Origin of the sequence: Serinicoccus sediminis, assembly GCF_004153545.1 — a bacterium.
GTDB lineage: Bacteria > Actinomycetota > Actinomycetes > Actinomycetales > Dermatophilaceae > Ornithinicoccus > Ornithinicoccus sediminis_A.
In genome coordinates this window covers 1-18,754 of the sequence record NZ_SDVA01000010.1, presented here as the reverse complement: position 1 = coordinate 18,754, position 18,754 = coordinate 1, and the positions used below count along the sequence as shown (strand labels likewise).

At 75.2% G+C, this 18,754-nt stretch carries 16 protein-coding genes and 1 rRNA gene; 1 reads left to right on the top strand and 16 read right to left on the bottom strand.

The window, feature by feature from the left end; all coding sequences use genetic code 11:
* Window positions 1–28: 28 nt before the first annotated feature.
* Window positions 29–1,825, bottom strand: coding sequence for an aspartate--tRNA ligase (gene aspS / locus EUS26_RS10545; protein WP_130013806.1), 1,797 nt, complete (start codon window positions 1,823–1,825; stop codon window positions 29–31).
* Window positions 1,826–2,180: 355 nt separating this feature from the next.
* Between aspS and EUS26_RS10540 the strand changes: the two genes are divergently transcribed.
* A complete protein-coding gene (locus EUS26_RS10540) occupies window positions 2,181–3,005 on the top strand; it encodes a hypothetical protein (RefSeq protein WP_130013805.1) in 825 nt (274 codons plus the stop codon).
* 69 nt (window positions 3,006–3,074) lie between these two features.
* Here the strand turns inward: EUS26_RS10540 and EUS26_RS10535 are convergent, their stop codons facing one another.
* The 15 genes from EUS26_RS10535 to rrf form a co-directional block, all read right to left on the bottom strand.
* Complete coding sequence (locus tag EUS26_RS10535) at window positions 3,075–4,454, bottom strand: sugar porter family MFS transporter (protein WP_130013804.1); 1,380 nt, start codon at window positions 4,452–4,454, stop codon at window positions 3,075–3,077.
* A gap of 122 nt (window positions 4,455–4,576) precedes the next feature.
* Window positions 4,577–5,179, bottom strand: coding sequence for an NUDIX domain-containing protein (locus EUS26_RS10530; protein WP_130013803.1), 603 nt, complete (start codon window positions 5,177–5,179; stop codon window positions 4,577–4,579).
* The gene (locus EUS26_RS10525; protein WP_130013802.1) at window positions 5,179–6,873 is read right to left on the bottom strand and encodes a CTP synthase; all 1,695 of its coding nucleotides are present in this window, start codon (window positions 6,871–6,873) and stop codon (window positions 5,179–5,181) included. The genes EUS26_RS10530 and EUS26_RS10525 overlap by 1 nt, the downstream gene beginning before the upstream one ends.
* A 118-nt stretch (window positions 6,874–6,991) precedes the next feature.
* A complete protein-coding gene (locus EUS26_RS10520; RefSeq protein ID WP_130013801.1) occupies window positions 6,992–8,149 on the bottom strand; it encodes a glycosyltransferase family 4 protein in 1,158 nt (385 codons plus the stop codon).
* Window positions 8,150–8,159: 10 nt separating this feature from the next.
* Window positions 8,160–9,797, bottom strand: coding sequence for a lipid II flippase MurJ (locus tag EUS26_RS10515; RefSeq protein ID WP_165368588.1), 1,638 nt, complete (start codon window positions 9,795–9,797; stop codon window positions 8,160–8,162).
* Window positions 9,794–10,606 carry a hypothetical protein gene (locus tag EUS26_RS10510; protein WP_130013799.1) on the bottom strand — a complete coding sequence of 271 codons (813 nt, stop codon included), beginning with the start codon at window positions 10,604–10,606 and terminating at the stop codon, window positions 9,794–9,796. The genes EUS26_RS10515 and EUS26_RS10510 overlap by 4 nt, the downstream gene beginning before the upstream one ends.
* Window positions 10,603–11,670 (bottom strand): copper transporter, encoded by a 1,068-nt coding sequence (locus EUS26_RS10505; RefSeq protein ID WP_165368587.1) that lies wholly within the window; start codon window positions 11,668–11,670, stop codon window positions 10,603–10,605. The genes EUS26_RS10510 and EUS26_RS10505 overlap by 4 nt, the downstream gene beginning before the upstream one ends.
* A complete protein-coding gene (steA, locus tag EUS26_RS10500) occupies window positions 11,667–12,845 on the bottom strand; it encodes a putative cytokinetic ring protein SteA (protein WP_130013797.1) in 1,179 nt (392 codons plus the stop codon). Before steA ends, EUS26_RS10505 begins: the two co-directional genes overlap by 4 nt.
* The gene (recN, locus tag EUS26_RS10495) at window positions 12,842–14,641 is read right to left on the bottom strand and encodes a DNA repair protein RecN (RefSeq protein ID WP_130013796.1); all 1,800 of its coding nucleotides are present in this window, start codon (window positions 14,639–14,641) and stop codon (window positions 12,842–12,844) included. Before recN ends, steA begins: the two co-directional genes overlap by 4 nt.
* A complete protein-coding gene (locus EUS26_RS10490; protein ID WP_130013795.1) occupies window positions 14,638–15,567 on the bottom strand; it encodes an NAD kinase in 930 nt (309 codons plus the stop codon). The genes recN and EUS26_RS10490 overlap by 4 nt, the downstream gene beginning before the upstream one ends.
* Window positions 15,564–16,433, bottom strand: a complete 870-nt coding sequence (locus tag EUS26_RS10485) for a TlyA family RNA methyltransferase (protein WP_130013794.1) — start codon at window positions 16,431–16,433, stop codon at window positions 15,564–15,566. The genes EUS26_RS10490 and EUS26_RS10485 overlap by 4 nt, the downstream gene beginning before the upstream one ends.
* Window positions 16,430–16,684 carry a hypothetical protein gene (locus tag EUS26_RS10480; RefSeq protein WP_130013793.1) on the bottom strand — a complete coding sequence of 85 codons (255 nt, stop codon included), beginning with the start codon at window positions 16,682–16,684 and terminating at the stop codon, window positions 16,430–16,432. Before EUS26_RS10480 ends, EUS26_RS10485 begins: the two co-directional genes overlap by 4 nt.
* Window positions 16,681–17,511 carry an HAD-IIA family hydrolase gene (locus tag EUS26_RS10475; RefSeq protein WP_130013792.1) on the bottom strand — a complete coding sequence of 277 codons (831 nt, stop codon included), beginning with the start codon at window positions 17,509–17,511 and terminating at the stop codon, window positions 16,681–16,683. The genes EUS26_RS10480 and EUS26_RS10475 overlap by 4 nt, the downstream gene beginning before the upstream one ends.
* Entirely contained in the window at window positions 17,508–18,302 is a 795-nt protein-coding gene (locus EUS26_RS10470) for a tetratricopeptide repeat protein (RefSeq protein ID WP_202865117.1), read from the bottom strand. The genes EUS26_RS10475 and EUS26_RS10470 overlap by 4 nt, the downstream gene beginning before the upstream one ends.
* Before the next feature lie 375 nt (window positions 18,303–18,677).
* Window positions 18,678–18,754 (bottom strand): 5S ribosomal RNA (gene rrf / locus EUS26_RS17705); the annotation flags it as partial.

The window sequence follows — 18,754 nt, the reverse complement described above, 5'->3', positions numbered from 1 at the left end:
GCAGCCGGCCACCAGGTCTCAGGCGGTCTCAGGCGGTCTCGGGCTGCTCCGGCTCCGGCTCGGCGTCCACACCCGCCTCCTTGCGCTGCTCCGGCGTGATGGGCGCCGGTGCGGCGGTCAGCGGGTCGAAGCCACCCCCCGACTTGGGGAAGGCGATGACGTCGCGGATGGAGTCCGTGCCGGCGAGCAGCGCGACGATGCGGTCCCAGCCGAAGGCGATCCCACCGTGCGGCGGGGCGCCGAACTTGAACGCCTCCAGGAGGAACCCGAACTTCTCCTGCGCCTGCTCCGGGGAGAGCCCCATGATGGCGAAGACGCGCTCCTGCACGTCGCGGCGGTGGATACGGATGGACCCGCCCCCGATCTCGTTGCCGTTGCACACCAGGTCGTAGGCGTAGGCCAGCGCGGCGCCCGGGTCCTCCTCCAGGGAGTCGAGGAACTCCGCCTTGGGCGAGGTGAAGGCGTGGTGCACCGCGGTCCAGGCCCCGGCGCCGACGGCCACGTCCCCCGCGGCGACGGCGTCGCCGGCCGGCTCGAACAGCGGCGCGTCGACGACCCAGAGGAAGCTCCACGCGTCCTCGTCCACCAGCCCGACCCGCTCGGCGATCTCCTGGCGCGCCGCGCCCAGCAGGGCACGGGAGGCCTTGGTGGCGCCGGCGGCGAAGAAGACGCAGTCCCCGGGCTCGGCACCCACGTGGGCGGCGAGCCCGTCCCGCTCGGCGTCCGTGAGGTTCTTGGCCACCGGTCCGCCCAGCGTGCCGTCCTCGCCCACGGTGACGTAGGCAAGGCCCTTGGCGCCCCGCTGCTTGGCCCACTCCTGCCACGCGTCGAACTGGCGTCGCGGCTGGCTGCCCCCGCCGGGCATGACGACCGCCCCGACGTACTCGGCCTGGAACACCCGGAACGGTGTCTCCGCGAAGTAGTCGGTGCACTCGACGAGCTCGACCCCGAACCGCAGGTCCGGCTTGTCCGACCCGTAGCGCCGCATGGCCTCGGCATACGTCATCCGCGGGAAGGGCGTCGTGAGCTCGACCCCGATGGTCCGCCACACGGCGGCCGCGACGGCCTCGCCGAGCTCGATGACGTCGTCCTGCTCGACGAAGCTCATCTCGATGTCGAGCTGGGTGAACTCCGGCTGCCGGTCGGCCCGGAAGTCCTCGTCCCGGTAGCACCGGGCGATCTGGTAGTAGCGCTCCATGCCGGCCACCATGAGCAGCTGCTTGAACAGCTGCGGGCTCTGCGGCAGGGCGTACCAGCTGCCCGGCTGCAGGCGCGCCGGCACGAGGAAGTCGCGGGCGCCCTCCGGGGTCGACCGCGTCAGGGTCGGCGTCTCGACCTCGACGAAGTCGCGCTCGGCGAGCACGGTGCGGGCGGCGGCGTTGACCTTCGAGCGCAGGCGCAGGTTCTGACCCGCCGCGCCGGCACCGGGCCGGCGGAGGTCGAGGTAGCGGTGGCGCAGCCGCGCCTCCTCGCCGACGCTGACCCGCTCGTCGATCTGGAAGGGCAACGGCGCCGAGGCGCTGAGCACCTCGATCTCCGTGGCGACGACGTCGATGCCCCCGGTCGGCAGCTCGGGGTTGACGTCCTTCTCGGCACGGGCGGTGACCTCACCGACGACCTTGACGCAGTACTCGCTGCGCAGGTCGTGCGCGGTGCCGGTCAGCACCTCGTCACGCGCGACGACCTGGACGACGCCGCTGGCGTCCCTCAGGTCGATGAAGGCGACGCCGCCGTGGTCGCGGCGTCGGGCCACCCAGCCGGTGAGGGTGACGGTCTGGCCGACGTGCTCGGGCCGCAGGGTGCCCGACTCGTGGGTGCGAAGCATGATCTCTCCTCTCGGTGCGGCGCGCCGGAGGATCTGTCGATGCGACGACCCGGCCCGCCAAGGCAGCCCGGGAGGTGTGGGCGGGGGCCAGGTCGCGGTGCCACCACACCTTCGCCGAGGGGACCTCGGCCTCTCGTCGGTCTCGCCGGACGCGCGGCCCCGGGCGGGTGTCACGGTCGCGAGGTATGCCTGCGCCTCGGTCCTCGTCCACCCCGGCGGGTCGTCACTCCGCCCCGGGAACGGGACCAGTCTACGGGTCGACGGGCGACGTCCGGCACCGGAGCGGGCCGCGTCGACCTGCCGCGGGCGGGATGCCGTGCCACCCTGAGGCACGGATCGAGGGCGGGACGATCGGGTGGCCACGACGCGTGCCGGGCAGGGACCGGGGTATGCCTCCCCCGAGCCGGCCCGGGGTCGCGGGGCGCCGGGCCGTCGCCAGGGTGCTGACCGGTGGGCCCGCCGCATCGCCGGCATCGCGGTCATCCTGCTCTGGGCGGCGTGGGCCCTGCTGTCGCTCCTGGGCGGTCATCAGCTGGTCCACCACAGCCAGGCGGTGGAGGACCTGTCGTACGGCAGGATGACCAGCTTCGAGCTGGTCGCGGACCGGCCCGGAGGGGTGAGCTCCTCGACCGCCGGGTGGTGGACGGGACAGGATCTGGCCCCGGCGTCCGTGGAGGATGTGCGCACCGGCACGGCCGTCGTGGTCTACACCGTGGCCGGTTCACGGCCGCGCCTGGTGGTCCCGGACCGCCTGGCGCTGAGCACGACCGGCTGGGGGTCCTGGACGGAGTCGGAGATGGAGTGGATCGAGGCGGAGCTGGTGACCAGCGGGCTGCCCTCCACGGTCGCGGCGTCCGGGCGGGGCTCGGTCGCCCAGGCGCACGGCCTGCTGGGTCTCGTCCTGGCGCTCAGCATGCTGCTGCGCGTCGTGTTCGGGCGCGCCCCGGTGCACGGCACCCGGTGGTTCTGGTTCTGGCTGATCGGCCTGCCGGCGGGCCTGGGGGTGCTGGCCTACGCGATCTGGGAGGAGGGCGGCTGGCGCGACCACCGCACGCCGGCACCGCAGCAGCGGTCGACGGGTGGCTACGGCTTCGCCGTCCTGCTGCTCGGCTCGTTCCTCCTGACGGCCGGCGCCCAGCTGCTCAGCTGGCTGCTCGGGGTCACCGTCATCCCCCTCTGAGGGGGAGACCACGGGCGTCGACCGGGCCGGCAGGAGCCCAGCCGCGCCGACGCCCGGGCGAGGTGCTCCCTACCGCGCCTCCATGGCGGCGCTGCCGGACAGGTCGAGCTTCTCCTGCATCTCCTCCAGCGGGATGCCCTTCGTCTCCGGCATGACCTTGATGGTCCACACCGTCATGGCGACCCCGCCGAGGAAGAAGAGCAGGAAGGCGGCCCCGCCACCGAGACCACCGGCGATCGCCGGGAACGACCAGGAGATCGCGGCGGCGAAGGTCCAGTGGGTGAGCGCCCCGAAGGACTGACCGCGCGCCCGGATGGCGTTGGGGAAGATCTCGGCGATGAAGACCCAGATGACCGCGCCCTGGCCGAAGGCGTGCACCCCGACGAAGAGCATCGTGCTGGCGACCACGAGCCCGCTCGTGACCCCGCTGAAGCTGCCCTCGTAGGCGAAGAACAGCACGGTCAGCAGACCGAGCGTCAGGACGTAGCCGGCCGAGCAGACCAGCATGAGGAAGCGTCGCCCGACCCTGTCGATCAGGGTCAGCGCCAGGATGGTGGCCAGCAGGTTCACCAGCCCCACGCCGGCGCTGTTGAGGAAGGCCGCGCTCTCGCCGAGCCCGGCGCTCTCGAAGATCGAGGGGGCGTAGTAGAGCACCGCGTTGATGCCACCCAGCTGGTTGAAGGCGGCGATCGCGAAGGCCAGCAGGATGACCTTCCGGTGCCCCTGGGTGAAGAACGGCACCTTGGCGCTGTCGCCCTCGACCTCGAGCGCCTCCTTGATCTCCTCGCGCTGCACCCGCGCCTCCTCCTCGTCGGAGGAGAGCTGTTCGATGACCTCGCGGGCCTCGTCGTCGCGGCCCACCGCCATGAGCCACCGCGGGCTCTCGGGGACGAGGAACACCAGCAGCGCGAAGACCAGCGCCGGCAGCGCCTCCGCCCCGAACATCCACCGCCACGCGGTCTCCTCCGGGAAGAGGTTGAGGATGGCGAAGTTGGAGACGTAGGCCAGCAGGATGCCCACCGTGATGTTGAACTGGAAGAGCCCGACGAGACGGCCCCGGTGCCGCGGCGGCGCGACCTCGGCGTTGTAGATGGGCGCCACCGAGGTGGCGGCCCCGACCCCGAGACCGCCGACGAAGCGGAACACCATGAAGACGACCCAGTCGGTCGCCAGGGCGCTGCCGAGCGCCGAGACCACGTAGAGCACCCCGATGACGATGAGCACCGGTTTGCGGCCGAAGCGGTCGGCCGGTTTGCCGAGCCCGGCGTAGGCGGCCCCGATGACGGTCCCGATGAGGGCCGTGGCGACGGTGAAGCCGAGCGCGAAGCCGGACAGCCCGAACACCTCGGTCAGGTCCGAGGTGGTGCCCGAGATGACGGCCGTGTCGAAGCCGAACAGCAGACCCCCCAGGGCCGCGATGATCGCGCTGCGCAGGACGAGTGGTGACATGTCTGCTCCCTTGCCGACGATGACGGTGACGGTCCCCCGCCTGACGTCACGTCAGCCTGACACATCCCCTCGTCGGGAGCACGGTGGGGGGTCGGCGCGTCGGGACGCGCCGGTGGCCTCCCTCAGGACCGGCGGGTATGCAGCGCCAGGACCGACAGCATGAGCGGACCGTTGTGCACCTGCCCGGTGAGCACCGCGGTCACCGCGTCGTCCAGGCGGACCCAGCCGGACGGCATACCCGCCTCCTCGCCCTCACGGGCGTGCCGCTGCGACTCGGGCACGTCGGCGAGCCCGGTGGCGACGAAGACGTGGATCGTCTCGTCCAGGCCGCCCGGGGACGGCGTGAACGAGACCAGTGGCTCCCAGTGCTCGGCCCGCAGGTCCGCCTCCTCGGCCAGCTCGCGGCGCGCCGCCTCCACCGGCGGCTCGCCCTCGACGTCCAGCAGCCCGGCCGGGACCTCCCAGTCCTCGGCGGCGATGGGGTGGCGGTACTGGCGGATGACGAAGATCTCCGGCGCGCCCCGGTCCTCGCGGACGGCCAGGACAGCGACGGCCCCGGTGTGGTGGACGTACTCCCGGCTCGCCGGGCCGTCGTCGAGCTCGACCTCGTCACGGTGGACGTCCCAGACGGCGCCGTGCATCGCGACCTCGGAGTGCCGGACGCGGCGCGACCCGGGCAGGTCGACGAGCTGGGTGAGGTCCAGGCGGGGTGCGGAGAGCGTCATCAGTCGGGCAGCTCGTGGTGGCGCTGGCGCTCGACCTCGACCAGCCGTTGGCTGCGCTGCGCGTCCAGCGCCGCCGCGACGAGCCCGGCGAAGAGCGGGTGCGCGTGGTCCGGGCGGGACTTGAACTCGGGGTGCGCCTGGGTGGCGACGTAGTAGGGGTGCACCTCGCGCGGCAGCTCGACGAACTCGACCAGGCCGCCGTCCGGCGACTGGCCGCTGAAGACCAGCCCGGCGGCCCCGAGCTGGTCGCGGAAGCCGTTGTTGACCTCGTAGCGGTGCCGGTGCCGCTCGGTCACCTCGGTGGTCCCGTAGGACTCCGCCACGATCGACCCCTCGGTGAGGACGGCCGGGTAGGACCCGAGGCGCATGGTCCCGCCCAGGTCACCCGCGCCCTCGACGAAGGACTTCTGCTCCTCCATCGTCGCGATGACCGGCGCGGGGGTGTCCGGGTCGAACTCCGTGGAGCTCGCGCCGTCGATGCCCGCGACGTGCCGCGCGTGCTCGATGACCATGGCCTGCAGACCCAGGCAGATGCCGAGCGTCGGGACCTGCCGTTCGCGGGCCCAGCGCAGCGCCCCGATCTTGCCCTCGATGCCGCGCACCCCGAAGCCGCCGGGCACCAGGATGGCGTCCACCCCGCCGAGCGCCCTGGCCGCCCCGGCCTCGGTGCGGCACTCGTCCGAGGGCACCCAGCGGATGTCGACCTTGGCGTCGTGGCGGAACCCGCCGGCCCGCATGGCCTCGGTGACCGACAGGTAGGCGTCCGGCAGGTCGACGTACTTGCCGACGAGCGCGATCTCGACGCGGTGCTCCGGCTCGTGCACCCGCTCGAGCAGCGCGTCCCAGGCCGACCAGTCGACGTCCCGGAACGGCATGCCGAGGTGCCGCACGACATACGCGTCGAGCATCTCCGAGTGCAGCACCTTGGGGATGTCGTAGATGGACGGCGCGTCCACGGCGGCCGCCACGGCGTCGGAGTCGACGTCGCACATCATCGAGATCTTGCGCTTGATGCCCTCGGGGATCTCCCGGTCGGCCCGCAGGACCAGCGCGTCCGGGGTGATGCCGACCTGCCGCAGCGCCGCCACCGAGTGCTGCGTCGGCTTGGTCTTCAGCTCGCCGCTGGGCGCGAGGTAGGGCACCAGCGAGACGTGCAGGAAGAAGGAGTTCGCCCGGCCGATGTCGTGCCGCACCTGCCGGGCGGCCTCGAGGAACGGCAGCGACTCGATGTCGCCGACGGTCCCCCCGACCTCGGTGATGATGATGTCCGGGCGCTCCCCGGGCGGACGGTCGGCGGCGGCCCGCATCCGGGCCTTGATCTCGTTGGTGATGTGCGGGATGACCTGGACCGTGTCGCCGAGGTAGTCGCCGCGGCGCTCCTTGGCGATCACGTCGTTGTAGATCTGCCCGGTGGTGACGTTGGACCGGCCCCACAGGTCGGTGTTGAGGAAGCGCTCGTAGTGCCCGATGTCGAGGTCGCACTCCGCGCCGTCCTCGGTGACGAACACCTCCCCGTGCTGGAAGGGGTTCATCGTGCCCGGGTCGACGTTGATGTAGGGGTCGAGCTTCTGCATCGTCACCCGCAGCCCCCTGCTGCGGAGCAGGAACCCCAGGCTGGAGGCCGTCAGTCCCTTCCCCAGCGAGGAGGCGACGCCTCCGGTCACAAAGATGTGCTTCGTCGTCGTCTCCGCCACGGGCTTGCAGTCTACGTGACACCGTCGGCGACGGTGGCAGGGGTGGTCACCGGGCGTGGCGCGAGGGGGTCGGGCGGGTCACGGCGGCGTCCCGGCGCGGGGTCGGGAGGGCCGGAGCTCAGGCGACCGGGGGAGGCAGCACGGCGCGGTATGCCGTGAGCACGGCGTCGAGCGCGTCCTGCCGGGAGGGCAGCCGGTCGGCGCGGGCCCGGGCCCGGGCGGACAGGTCTGCCCGGGCCGCCGGGTCGGCCAGCAGGCCGGAGACGGCCCGGGCCAGCGCCCCCGGCGAACCCGCCGGGACCAGGACCCCGGCACCGTCCAGGAGGTCGGCCGTGCCCCCCACGTCCGTGGCGACCAGGGGTGCGCCCGCGGCCAGCGCCTCCTGCAGGACCAGCGGTTGCCCCTCCCAGTCCGCCGACGACACCACCACGTCCGCCGCCGCGAGCAGCGCCGGCACGTCGTCGCGGTGCCCGAGGAAGCGCACCTCTCCCCCACCCCGGGCCGCCTGCTCCCGCAGCTCGCCGGCGAGCGGGCCGTCGCCCGCGACGATGAGCACCGGCGCGTCACCCGGCCGGGCCTCGGACACCAGCCGCCGGTGGGCCTCGACGAGCAGGTCCACCCGCTTCTGCTCCGCCAGCCGGCCGGCGGTGAGGACGACGGCGGCGGTGGGCGCCACCCCGAGCTCGGCCCGCAGCGTGCGCGCCGCGTCGTGCCGCTGCGCGTCGGTCGTCGGCGCGGCGGCCGTGGACGGCACGACGGCGAGCAGCGTCGCCCGGGCCCCGCGCCTGCGGGCCCGCTCCACCAGGTCCGCGGAGACCCCGAGGACGAGGTCGGCCCGGCGGCAGACGGCGGCCTCGAGCACGGCATACACCAGGCCTGCGGAGCGCCCGGAGGGTGGGCCGTTGTGGCTCGTGACCACGACGGGGGTCCGCGGGGATGAAGCCGCGTCGCCGGGCGGAGGTGTCCCCCGCCGGCCGCCGCCCGCGGCGAGGGCCGCAGCCGCTCCGGCGCGGACACCGTGGGCGTGCACCACGTCGGCCCCGCGCGCCAGCACGCGCAGACCCGAGAGGGCGCGGGCCCAGGCCGGTGGTGCGGCGACGCCGACCTCGACCGGCCGCACCGTGGCCCCGGTGGCGGCGAGGTCGAACCGGTCGGCCACGACCTCCGGGCAGGCGACCACCACCTGGTGCCCGCTGGACACGAGGTCCTCCGCCAGCTGTCGCACGTGGCGGCCCACTCCGCCACCGACGACACCGACCACGAGCAGCACCCTCATGACACGCTCCTCACCCGCGACCGGCCCGCCGTCGGAGCCGGTCCCGGATCGGTGCCGCCGCCTCCCGGTCGAGCAGCAGCACGAGACCGAGGACCGCGGCCAGGGCCAGCAGGCCACGCACCACGCCCAGGCCGACCGCACCGGCCAGACCGGCGGGAGCGCCCGGCAGCAGACCCGCCAGCAGCACCCCGACGACGCCACCCGCCAGCGACACGAGCAGGGCGCGGGGCAGCCCGGCGAGCGCGTCGGCGCCCCAGGCCCGCCGCACCGACCACGCGAGGACCAGCGCGGAGACGAGCATGCCCACCGACGACGCGGCGGACAGCAGGACCAGGACCCCGGTGACCCCTTCTCGGGCCGCCGTCTGCGCCCCGGCCAGACCCACCACGGCCGCCAGGACCCAGCCGGAGGCAGCCCCGGCCGCCGCCGCCCGTGGCCGCCCGACGACGTAGAGCGCCCGGGTGAGCAACGCGACGAGCCCGAAGCCGACGAGGCCGGGCGCGAGGGTGGCCAGGGCGGCAGGGAGGGCCTGCAGCGCCTCCTGCCCCGCCCCCTCGGCACCGGCGTCGAGAGCCAGGAAGGCGGCGCCCACCTCCGCCCGCGCCGCGACGAGAGCCGCGGCCCCCGCCACCCCCGCCACCACGACAGCTGTCACCGTCCGCCGCAGCACCGGCCGGGTCTGCTGCGCCTCGCCCACCAGGCGGGGGAAGGCGGCGGTCGCCAGCGGGACCACCAGCACGGCGTACGGGAGCAGGTAGACCGTCTGGGCGTAGGTCCAGACGGTGATGCCGCCGACGCCGGTGCTGTTGGCGACGACCAGCACGGCGACGGTGAAGACCTGCTGGGCCCCCACGGTCACCACCCCGGCGAGGGCCAGCGCGCCGGCCGCGCGTCCCGCACCGGGCGGGAAGCGCAGCGTCGGTCGCCAGCGCACCCCGGCCCGGGCGACGGGCAGGAGCAGCGGCAGGCTGAGGGCGGCCACCCCGAGCGTGGTGCCGCCGGCCAGCAGGAGCAGGGTGCGGTCGGGCACCTGGGCCAGCGGGACGTCCGCGTCGACGGTGGCGCCGACCGCGAGGTAGACGGCGATGACCACGACGCTGGAGAGCAGCGGGGCCACCGCCGCGGCGAGGAAGCGGCGGTGCGCCTGCAGCACGCCGGTCAGCACGATGCCGACGCCGTAGAGCACCACCTGCGGCGCGAAGAGGAGCAGCATGAGACGACCCGCCCGCTCCGCCGCCACCGGGTCGCAGCCGCCGGCGCCGGTGGAGGTCAGCAGCGCCGTGGTGAGCGGCCCGGCGAGCAACGCCGCCAGGAGGGTGAGCGGGACGAGGACGAGCAGGGCCCAGCCGAGCAGCGCCGACGCGGTCCGGTCCGCCTGCTCCTCGTCGCCCGCCTGCAGGTGCCGCGCGACCAGGGGCACCGCCACGGCGGCGAGCGCACCACCGGCGGCGATCTCGAACAGGACGTTGGGGACCTGGTTGACCGTGACGTAGACCCCGCCCAGGCAGGTGGTCCCCACCGCCTCGGAGAAGGCCACCCACCGCGCGACCCCGGCCACCCGGGCGAGCAACGTCGTGGCCGCGACGACCCCAGCCGCGGCCAGCAGCCCCTGGCCGGCGATCCGGGTGCTCGGCCCCGGCGGGGTCACTCGCGGCCCCAGCGGTCCAGCTGCCGCAGCCCCGGGGTCGCGTCGATGACGCGGGAGAAGCTCACCCGCTCGCTGAGGAGGGTGAGTGCGGTGACGACCCCCAGCCAGGCCCACCGCCCCCGCGGTGACAGCCGGCGCGCGGCCGCGACCCCGAGCGCCGCGCCCAGGGCGTTGGCGCCGGTGTCGCCGAGCATGCTCCGGCTGCGCAGGTCCTCGGGCAGGGCCACGAGCGCAGCACCGGTGCAGGCGGCTGCGGCCGGCTGACCGCCCGCGAGGGGCAGGCCCACGAGCAGCCCGGCCTTGAGCGCCCGGCCGGGGCGCAGGTCGAGGAGGTTGGCCAGGTTGGCGGCACCGGCGACGAGCCCCGCGGCCGCGAGGGTATGCCGTCCCCGTCCCCGGTCCCGGTCGACCGAGCAGGCGGCCAGCAGCCCCGCGGCGCCCAGCACACCGATCTTGAGGACGCCGGTGGTGACCGTGCCGTGCCGCAGCGCCCCGAGGTGGCCGCGCAGGCCCTTGACGCCGCCGTCACCGCCCAGGTCGTCGACCGCGCCGGCGCCGGCGGCCAGCAGGACGACCGCGGCCGAGGCCGGCTCCACGACGGCGAGCGGCGTGGCGGTGCCCAGCGCCACGGCGACGCCCTCGACGAGGGTGACCTCGACCCCGCGGTGGTTGAGGCGCACCCACCGCCGCCCGCCACCGGGCAGGGCGCCGCGCCGGTCCAGCCAGGCCACGCCGGCGGTGACCACCGCGGCGGCGGGCAGCACGACGCCGGGCCTCGGTGGGCGGCCCTGCGGACGGGCCCCGCTCACGGGTCCGACGTGGTCTCGGCGTCGTCCGGCACCGGCTCGGGCGCGGGGGCCCGCTCCGCCGTGCCGGGGGTCGTGCCGAGGCGCAGCGGCGGTGGCGCCGGCACCGGGGCCTCGGCACCCTCACCCAGCCCGTAGTGCCCCGCCTCCTCCTGCAGCTCCCAGGCCACGGCGAGCACCGCCGCGGCCCGTCCGCTGTGGCTCTCCAGGTCGTCGACCGTCGAGACGTCGTCACGCAGGGCACCGTCGTCCCGGACCGCCCCGACCAGGCCGTCCTCGCCACCGCCCTCGGCCAGCGCGTCGGTCTCCGTCCCGGCCGCCGCGACGACGAGCGGCTGCCCCAGCGCCGCGAGCGCACGGACGAGGTCGAGACGGGTGCGCAACCGCGTCTCCGCGTCAGGGTCGACGTCGTCGCCGTCGGCCACCGGCAGCCCCCCGCCCACGACCATGAGCGCGTCGGGGGGGCGCCGGTCGGTCACCTGCGCGTCCGGCTGCTGCCAGCGCAGGTCGAGCAGCCCCTCGTCCTCCAGGCGCTCGGCGGCCGCCAGCCAGGCCCCGACGTCGCCCTCGCGGTCCGCGCCGGCCAGGGTGGCCCCCAGCAGGGCTCCGATGCTGCCGTCGTCCAGGCCGCGGGCCTCCGGCACCTCCAGCGTGGTCGCGAGCCGCTCGACGACCCCGGCGTCGAGCTCGGCGGCGTCGAAGGACCCGTCGACCTCGACCTGGAGCACCACGGCACCGCCGGCCTCGCCCAGCCGGTCCTCCAGGAGGGCCACGTGGTTGCGGTCGGCCCCGGGCAGCACGACCAGGCCCACCCGGGTGCCGTTGAGGGTGCCGGCCACGCCGCGCGGGCTGAGCAGGGCGACCGCCTCGTCCTTGGCGGCGGCCTGCCGGGACCGGACGTCCAGCTCGGTGCGCAGCTCGGTGCGCTCGGTCCGCAGCTGGGCGACCTCCTCGTCGATGGTGTCCGAGATCCCCTCCCGCAGCGGACCGGCGCCGAGCACGATCCCGACCGCCAGGGCGATGAAGACCGCGACCAGCGAGACGAGGTGGTAGCGGAAGTCGATCACGGTGAGAACAGCCCCTCCATCCAGGCCCAGACGTCGTCCCATCGTACGGCCAGCACCCCCAGCAGGGCCCTGCCACCAGGGGTGACGGCGAGCGCCACGAGCAGGGCCAGGAGACCTGCCAGCACCAGCCAGACGAGCGACACCGTCGGGATGCGGGAGCGGTAGAGCAGGCTCACCCCCTTGGCGTCCACCAGCTTGCTGCCGACCCGCAACCGGGTGAGGAAGGTGCTGGCCATCCCCTGCCGGCCCTTGTCGAGGAACTCCACGAGCGTGGCGTGCGTGCCGACCGCCACGATGAGCTCGGCACCGAGCTCGTCGGCCAGCAGCATGGCGATGTCCTCGCTCGTGCCGGGCGCCGGCAGCACGACGGCGTCGTCCACCCCCAGCGCCTCCACCCGCTCCAGGCCGGGGGCGCGGCCGTCACGGTAGGCGTGCACCACGAGCTCGGCACCGCAGGTGAGGGCCGCGTCGGAGACGGAGTCCATGTCACCCACGACGAGGTCGGGGGTGTGCCCCATCTCCAGCAGCGCGTCGGCCCCGCCGTCCACCCCGATGAGGACCGGCCGGGCCTCGCGCAGGAACGGCCGCAGTGTCTGCAGGTCCTCCTTGTAGTGGTAGCCGCGCACGACGACCAGGGCGTAGCGGCCGGTGAAGCTGGTGCGCAGGTCGGGCACGCCGATGCCGTCGAGGAGCAGCTCCCGCTCGGCGCGGACGTACTCCATCGTGTTGTGCGAGAAGGCCTCGATCTGCTCCGAGAGGTTGCTGCGGGCCCGCTCCTGCTGGTCCCGCACCAGCTCCCGGGTCATCCGGGTCCCCTCCGCCACGACCGCGCCCTCGATGAGCACCTGCTCCCCGGACACGGTCGCCGTCGCGCCCTCGGGCAGGGCCATGACGTCCGCCCCGGCGGCGTCCAGCAGGGGTATGCCCGCGTCCAGGAGGATCTGCGGGCCCATGTTGGGGTACGCACCCGTGGTCGAGGCCGCCGCGTTGACCACGGCCGCGGGGGCGCAGGCCACGAGCGCGGCGGCGCTCACCTGGTCGAGGTCGGCGTGGTCGATGACGGCGACGTCACCCGCCTGCAGCCGGGCCGTCAGCCGCTTGGTGCGCGCGTCGACGCGCACCGGCCCCGCGACGGGACCGGCGTGGCGGGGGGCAGCTCGACGCCTGGTGCTCATCCGGCGTCAATGGTCGCACGGCGGGAGAGCAGCTCCCGTGCGTGCTGCAGGGCCGCGTCGGAGTCGGCGACACCCCCGAGCATGCGGGCCAGCTCCGCCTCGCGCTCGTCCCCCTCGACGACGCTCACCCCGCTGCTCGTGACCTGCCCGTCGGTGCTCTTGCGCACGACGAGGTGGCGGTCGGCGTAGGCGGCCACCTGCCCCAGGTGCGTCACGACGACCACCTGGGAGGAGCGCGCCAGGCGGGCCAGCCGGGCCCCGAGGTCCAGCGCCGCCGCTCCCCCGACCCCGGCGTCGACCTCGTCGAAGACGTAGGTGGGGACCGTCCCGTCGCCGCACACGAGCTCCAGCGCCAGCATGACCCGGGAGAGCTCGCCCCCCGAGGCCGCCCGGGTGACCGACCGGGCCGGCGCCCCCGGGTTGGCCGCCAGCCGGATCTCCACGGTGTCCAGTCCCGAGCGCGCGGCGCGGACGAGGGTGCCGTCCGGCAGCTCCACCACCGGCTCTGGCCCCGGGGCCGAGGAAGGCGGGTCCACCGCCGCATCCGTCGACCCGGCACCGGCCGGGCGGTGCGCGACGTCGATGGAGACGGTCGCCGACCCCATCGCGAGGTGAGCGAGCTCCTCGGTGACCTGGGTGGCGACCCGCTCGGCGGTGCGTCGACGGGCCGCCCCCAGCGCGGCCCCCCGCCGCCCGACCTCCTGCCCCAGCCGGCCGACCTCCTCGCGCAGCTCGGCCAGGTCCTCGTCGGTGACGTCGATCTCGTCCAGCTCGGCCGCCGCCCGCTGGCCGAAGGCCAGGACCTCCTCGGTGCTCGAGCCGTACCGCCGCAGCAGACCGCCGAGCTCCGCGCGGCGCGCGTGCACCGCCTCCAGCCGCTCCGGGTCGACCTCGACCCCGGAGGCGTAGCCGGCCAGGTCGGGGCCGAGGTCGGTCGCGAGGTAGAGGAGGTCCTGCACCCGGGCCAGCAGGGCGGCCAGCTCCTCGTCGTGGTCGGAGGCGGGGGTCAGCGCGGCGCTGGCCGCACCCAGCAGCCCGGCCACCGACGGGCCGTCGACGGCGCCGGTGGCCGGGTCCGCCCCGACGAGCGCCTCGTGGGCGTCGTGGGCGGCCCTGCGCAGCTCCTCGGCATAGGTGAGCCGCTCCGCCTCCGCCCGCAGCGTGACCTCCTCCCCCGCAGCCGGGTCGACCTGCTCGATCTGCTCCACCGCGGTGCGCAGCGCGGCCACCCGCAACGACCGCTCGGTGCTGGTCCTGGTCAGCTCGGCCCACCGGGACCGGGCGTGCTGCCAGGCCTCCCAGGCCACCGCATACTCCTGCGCCGCGGTGGCGAGGTCGGGACCGCCGGCGGCGTCGAGCAGCACCCGATGCTGCTCGGCGTCGCGGAGCCGCCACTGGTCCGCCTGGCCGTGGACCGCGACGAGGTGCTCCCCCACCTCGCCCAGCACCGAGACCGGAGCGCTGCGTCCGCCCACGCTCGCGCGGGAGCGGCCCTCGGCGGCCACGGAGCGCACCAGGATGAGCCCGTCCGCCACGTCCCCGCCGGCCTCCTCCACCCGGTGGGAGGCCGGGTGGTCGGGGGTCACGTCGACCTCACCCTCGACGACGGCCCGGGTGGCGCCGGCGCGCACGAGACCGACGTCGGCCCGCGCACCCAGCAGCAGCCCGAGGCCGCTGACGACCATCGTCTTGCCGGCACCCGTCTCGCCGGTGATGACGTTGAGGCCGGGGGCCAGGTCGAGCTCGGCCTCCTCGATGACGCCGAGCTGCTGGAGCCGGATGCGGCGCAGGGTCACGCCGTCGCCTCGGACTGACCCCCCGCGGGACCGCGCCAGCCGGAGACCGGGAGCGCGAACTTCGCGACGAGGCGGTCGGTGAACGGGCCGGTGCCCATCCGCGCCAGCAGGACGGGGGTGGCCGACCGGCGGACCTCGATCCGGGCGCCGGGGGGCAGCTCCACGGTGCGGCGGCCGTCGCACCACATCACCCCGGTGACGTGGCTGTTCGGCACCACCTCGACCGCCAGGTGGGTGTCCGGTCCGAGGACCACCGGGCGGGCGAAGAGGGCGTGCGCGGAGATGGGCACGACGAGCAGGGCCTGCACGTCGGGCCACAGGATGGGGCCGCCACCGGAGAAGGCGTAGGCGGTGGACCCGGTCGGGGTGGACATGACGACCCCGTCGCACCCCCAGGTGGACAGCGGGCGGCCGTCCACCTCGACGGCCAGCTCGAGCATGCGTTCGCGGGCCGACTTCTCCACGCTGGCCTCGTTGAGGGCCCAGTTGTGGCAGACGACCCGACCGTGGTGGACGACGTCCACCTCGAGGGTCATCCGCCGCTCGACGAGGTAGTCGCGGTCGACGATGCGGGCGACGATGGCCTCGATGTCGTCCTTCTCGGCCTCGGCCAGGAAGCCGACGCGTCCCAGGTTCACGCCCAGCAGGGGCGTCCCGGCGGGTCGCGCGATCTCCGCCCCGCGCAGGATGGTGCCGTCGCCGCCGAACACCACGACGAGCTCGTACCCGGTCGCGTCGACGTGCGCGGGCACCGGGCTCTTGAGGGCGACCACCTCGCTGTCACCGACGACCTGGTGCGTGGGGTCGGCCTCGGGCACGACCTCCACCTCGATCCCATGCCGGCCCAGGAGCTCGGCGAAGCGGCTCGCGAGGTGCGGCACGTCCGAGCGCGTCGGGTGGGTCACGAGCATGATCCGTCGGCTCATCCGTCCTCCTGTGCTCGGGCCCTGATCAGGGCCGTCATGTCCGCCGGCCCGGGTGCACAGCCCATCATGCCTTCCTGACCCGGACCCGGCCCCGGGTGGGCGCACCGGCGCAGCCACCACAGGTACTCGACGTTGCCGCTGCCGCCACGCAGCGGGGAGCGCAGGAGGTCCTGCGGGCTCAGCCCGAGACCTCGTGCCTCGGCGTCCAGCCGGCGCAGGACCCGCTCACGCTGCTCCGCCGAGCGCACGACGCCGCCGCGACCGAGGGCCTGCGCGCCCACCTCGAACTGCGGCTTCACGAGGAGCACGAGGTCGGCGTGGGGCGCGGCGAGCGACGCCAGGTGCGGCAGGACGACGGACAGCGAGATGAACGACAGGTCCCCGACGACCACCGCGAACGGGCCTCCCAGGTCCACCGGGGTGGCGTCCCGGACGGAGAGACCGGACCGGTCCGCCACGCGCGGGTCGTCGCGCAGAGCGGGCGCGAGCTGGTCGTGTCCCACGTCGAGCGCGACCACGGACCCGGCCCCGTGCTCGAGCAGCACCTGGGTGAAGCCCCCTGTGGACGCCCCCACGTCCAGGGCTCGGCAGCCCACGGCGCGCCGGGCGACGTCGGGCCAGGAGTCGAGCGCGTGCGCCAGCTTGACCGCGCCGCGGCCGACCCAGCCCTGTCGCACCCACGCGGCCTCCGTGCCGGCGCCCGACCCGTGCACCGTGACCACGTCGGCATCGCCGACCTGGTGCGCGGGACGCCGGACGACGCGGCCCCGCACCCGCACCAGACCGTCACGGACGAGGAGCTGGGCCTGGGTACGGCTCGTGGCCAGACCGCGGGCGACGAGGGCCTGGTCCAGGCGGCTGCTCACCGTGGTCGCGGCCTGGCCCCCGGCGAACCCGGCTCGTCGACCTCCGGGCTCGTGAGCCGTGCCTGGAGCGACCGGTGGGCCGCGGCGAGGGCGTCCGCGGCCGCACCGGGGTCGCCCCGGTCCAGCTCCTGCCGCAGGGTCCGTAGCGTGGCGTCCACCTGGTCGTCGCCGGTGGTCGGGACGGCGGGGAGGTCCGTCCGCGGATCGGGCACGTCGACGGCGGCGCCCTCGTCCTGTGCTCCCGTGCTCACGACTCGCCCCACAGGTCGGCCAGGTCGACGAGGGTGCGCACGACGTGGTCCGGGCGTTGCTCCTCGGGCGCCCGCTCGGCCTCGTCCTGGCCGGACACCCCGGTCAGCACCAGCGCGCTGGTCAGGCCGGCGGCCCGGGCACCGGCGATGTCGGTGTCGAGCCGGTCCCCGACCATGAGGGTCTCCTCGCGCGCGTGGCCGAGCCGCTCGAGCCCCACCGTGTAGGCCGGCTGGTGCGGCTTGCCGACGACCGTCGGCCGGTGTCCCGTGGCGTGCGCCACGGCTGCTACGAGCGAGCCGTTGCCCGGGGCGAGGCCTCGGGCGGTGGGCAGGGTGGCGTCGTCGTTGGTCGCGAACCACGGGCTGCCGGCCCGGATGGCGTAGGCGGCCTCCGTGAGGTCGGTGATCCCCAGGTCGGGACCGTAGCCCTGGACGACGGCGCCCAGCCCGGGCGGACCACCGTCCGCGGCGGCCGCAGCCACGGCCTCGGGGGTGGTGACCTCGAAACCGGCGGCGCGCAACGCGTGCGCGACACCCTCACCACCCACCGCGAGCACGGGGACGGACCCCACCAGCTCCGGGTGCTCCTCCCGCAGCACCTGCGCCGCGACCTGCGAGGCGGTGAGGATCTCGTGCTCCTCCGCGCGCACGCCCAGCGCCGTCAGCTGACGGGCGACCACCTCAGGGGTCCGTGAGGCGTTGTTGGTCATGAACAGGACGTCGACGCCGGCGTCCCTCGCCCGCTGCAGGCCTTCGACGGCGCCCGGGCACGCCTCGTCGCCGCGGTAGACGACCCCGTCGAGGTCGCAGAGGAGGCCGCGGATCACGGCGACCCCGGCGGCCGGCGGCTCTGGTCCGGGCGCGACGGGCCCGTCCGCGGGCGCTCCGCCGCGGACTCCGGCCCGTCGTCGTCGCCCAGGTCGACCACCCAGGTCTCGTCGCTGGTGCCCAGCCGCTCGGCAGCGTCCGTCTCACCGTGGACATCCACCTCCGCGGCGCGGGCGTACCACTGCATCGCCTCGTCGCTGCGGCCGACGCCCTCCAGCGCGGCCGCGTACGCGTACCGGACCCGGGCTGCCCATGGTTGACGGGCCGTGCTGGCCTGGGCCAGCCTCTCGATCTGCTGGACCGCCGCCGCGTGCTGGCCCAGGTCGGCGCGCGCACCGGTGACGACGATGGCCAGCTCAACCTGCTCGGCCGCCGCCAGCTGGGCGGCCTCGGGCGATGCGGCGAGCTCGACGGCGCGCTCCGGACGGCCCAGACCGCGCTCGACGTCGGCCATGAGCGGCAGCAGGTGCTGGGACCCACTGAGCCTGCGGGCGGTGCGGAACTCGGCCAGGGCCTTGGCCCACTCACCGCGCCGGTAGTAGACGATGCCGAGGGTCTCCCGCACACCCGCCACGCGGCCGGCGCGGCGGGCCGCCGCCTCGGCGTGCGCCAGGGCCAGGTCGAAGTCCTCGGCGTCGAGCAACCGCCCCACCATGACGAGGTGGCCGCCGACGCCCTCGGCGTTCTCCTTGCTCAGGGTGCGCAGCTCGGCGCGCAGGGAGCGGTCGAGCCCGCCCGCGTCGGCGTCCTCGGGCAGCGGCGGCTCCGGGATGCGGGGCGGCCGGCGCACGTCGGGGCGGTCTCCCCCGGTGGACCGGTCGGAACCGCGGCGCGCGCCACCCTCGTCACGTCCGCGCCGCTCCCCCCGACGGCCACGACCGTCGTCGCGCCGGTCCCGGTCCGACGGGCCTCGTCCCCGGCGCGGGTCCCCGCCGTCCCGCTGCGGACGATCGCCTCGCTGCGGACGCTCACCGCGGTCGAGCGGGCTCCGCCGCGACCTGTCGTCGTCCCCCCGGCCGGGCGCGGGCGGGCGTCGGTCCTGGTTCACGGGGAGGTCCTCTCGGTAGCAGGCTGGGATGCTCAGTCTGGCAGGTCCGCCGGGCCCATCGGCCGGTGGGCATGCGAAAGGGCCCGCCCTGGTGGGCGGGCCCTTTCGTGAAGGGTGGTCCGGCGGTGTCCTACTCTCCCACACCGTTCCCAGTGCAGTACCATCGGCGCTGTCAGGCTTAGCTTCCGGGTTCG

Coding starts and splice junctions, on each gene's coding strand:
- EUS26_RS10520 (WP_130013801.1), bottom strand. CDS start 8,149: ATGAGGGTGCTGCTCGTGGTCGGTGTCGTCGGTGGCGGAGTGGGCCGC.
- aspS (WP_130013806.1), bottom strand. CDS start 1,825: ATGCTTCGCACCCACGAGTCGGGCACCCTGCGGCCCGAGCACGTCGGC.
- EUS26_RS10490 (WP_130013795.1), bottom strand. CDS start 15,567: ATGAGCCGACGGATCATGCTCGTGACCCACCCGACGCGCTCGGACGTG.
- EUS26_RS10530 (WP_130013803.1), bottom strand. CDS start 5,179: ATGACGCTCTCCGCACCCCGCCTGGACCTCACCCAGCTCGTCGACCTG.
- EUS26_RS10535 (WP_130013804.1), bottom strand. CDS start 4,454: ATGTCACCACTCGTCCTGCGCAGCGCGATCATCGCGGCCCTGGGGGGT.
- steA (WP_130013797.1), bottom strand. CDS start 12,845: ATGAGCACCAGGCGTCGAGCTGCCCCCCGCCACGCCGGTCCCGTCGCG.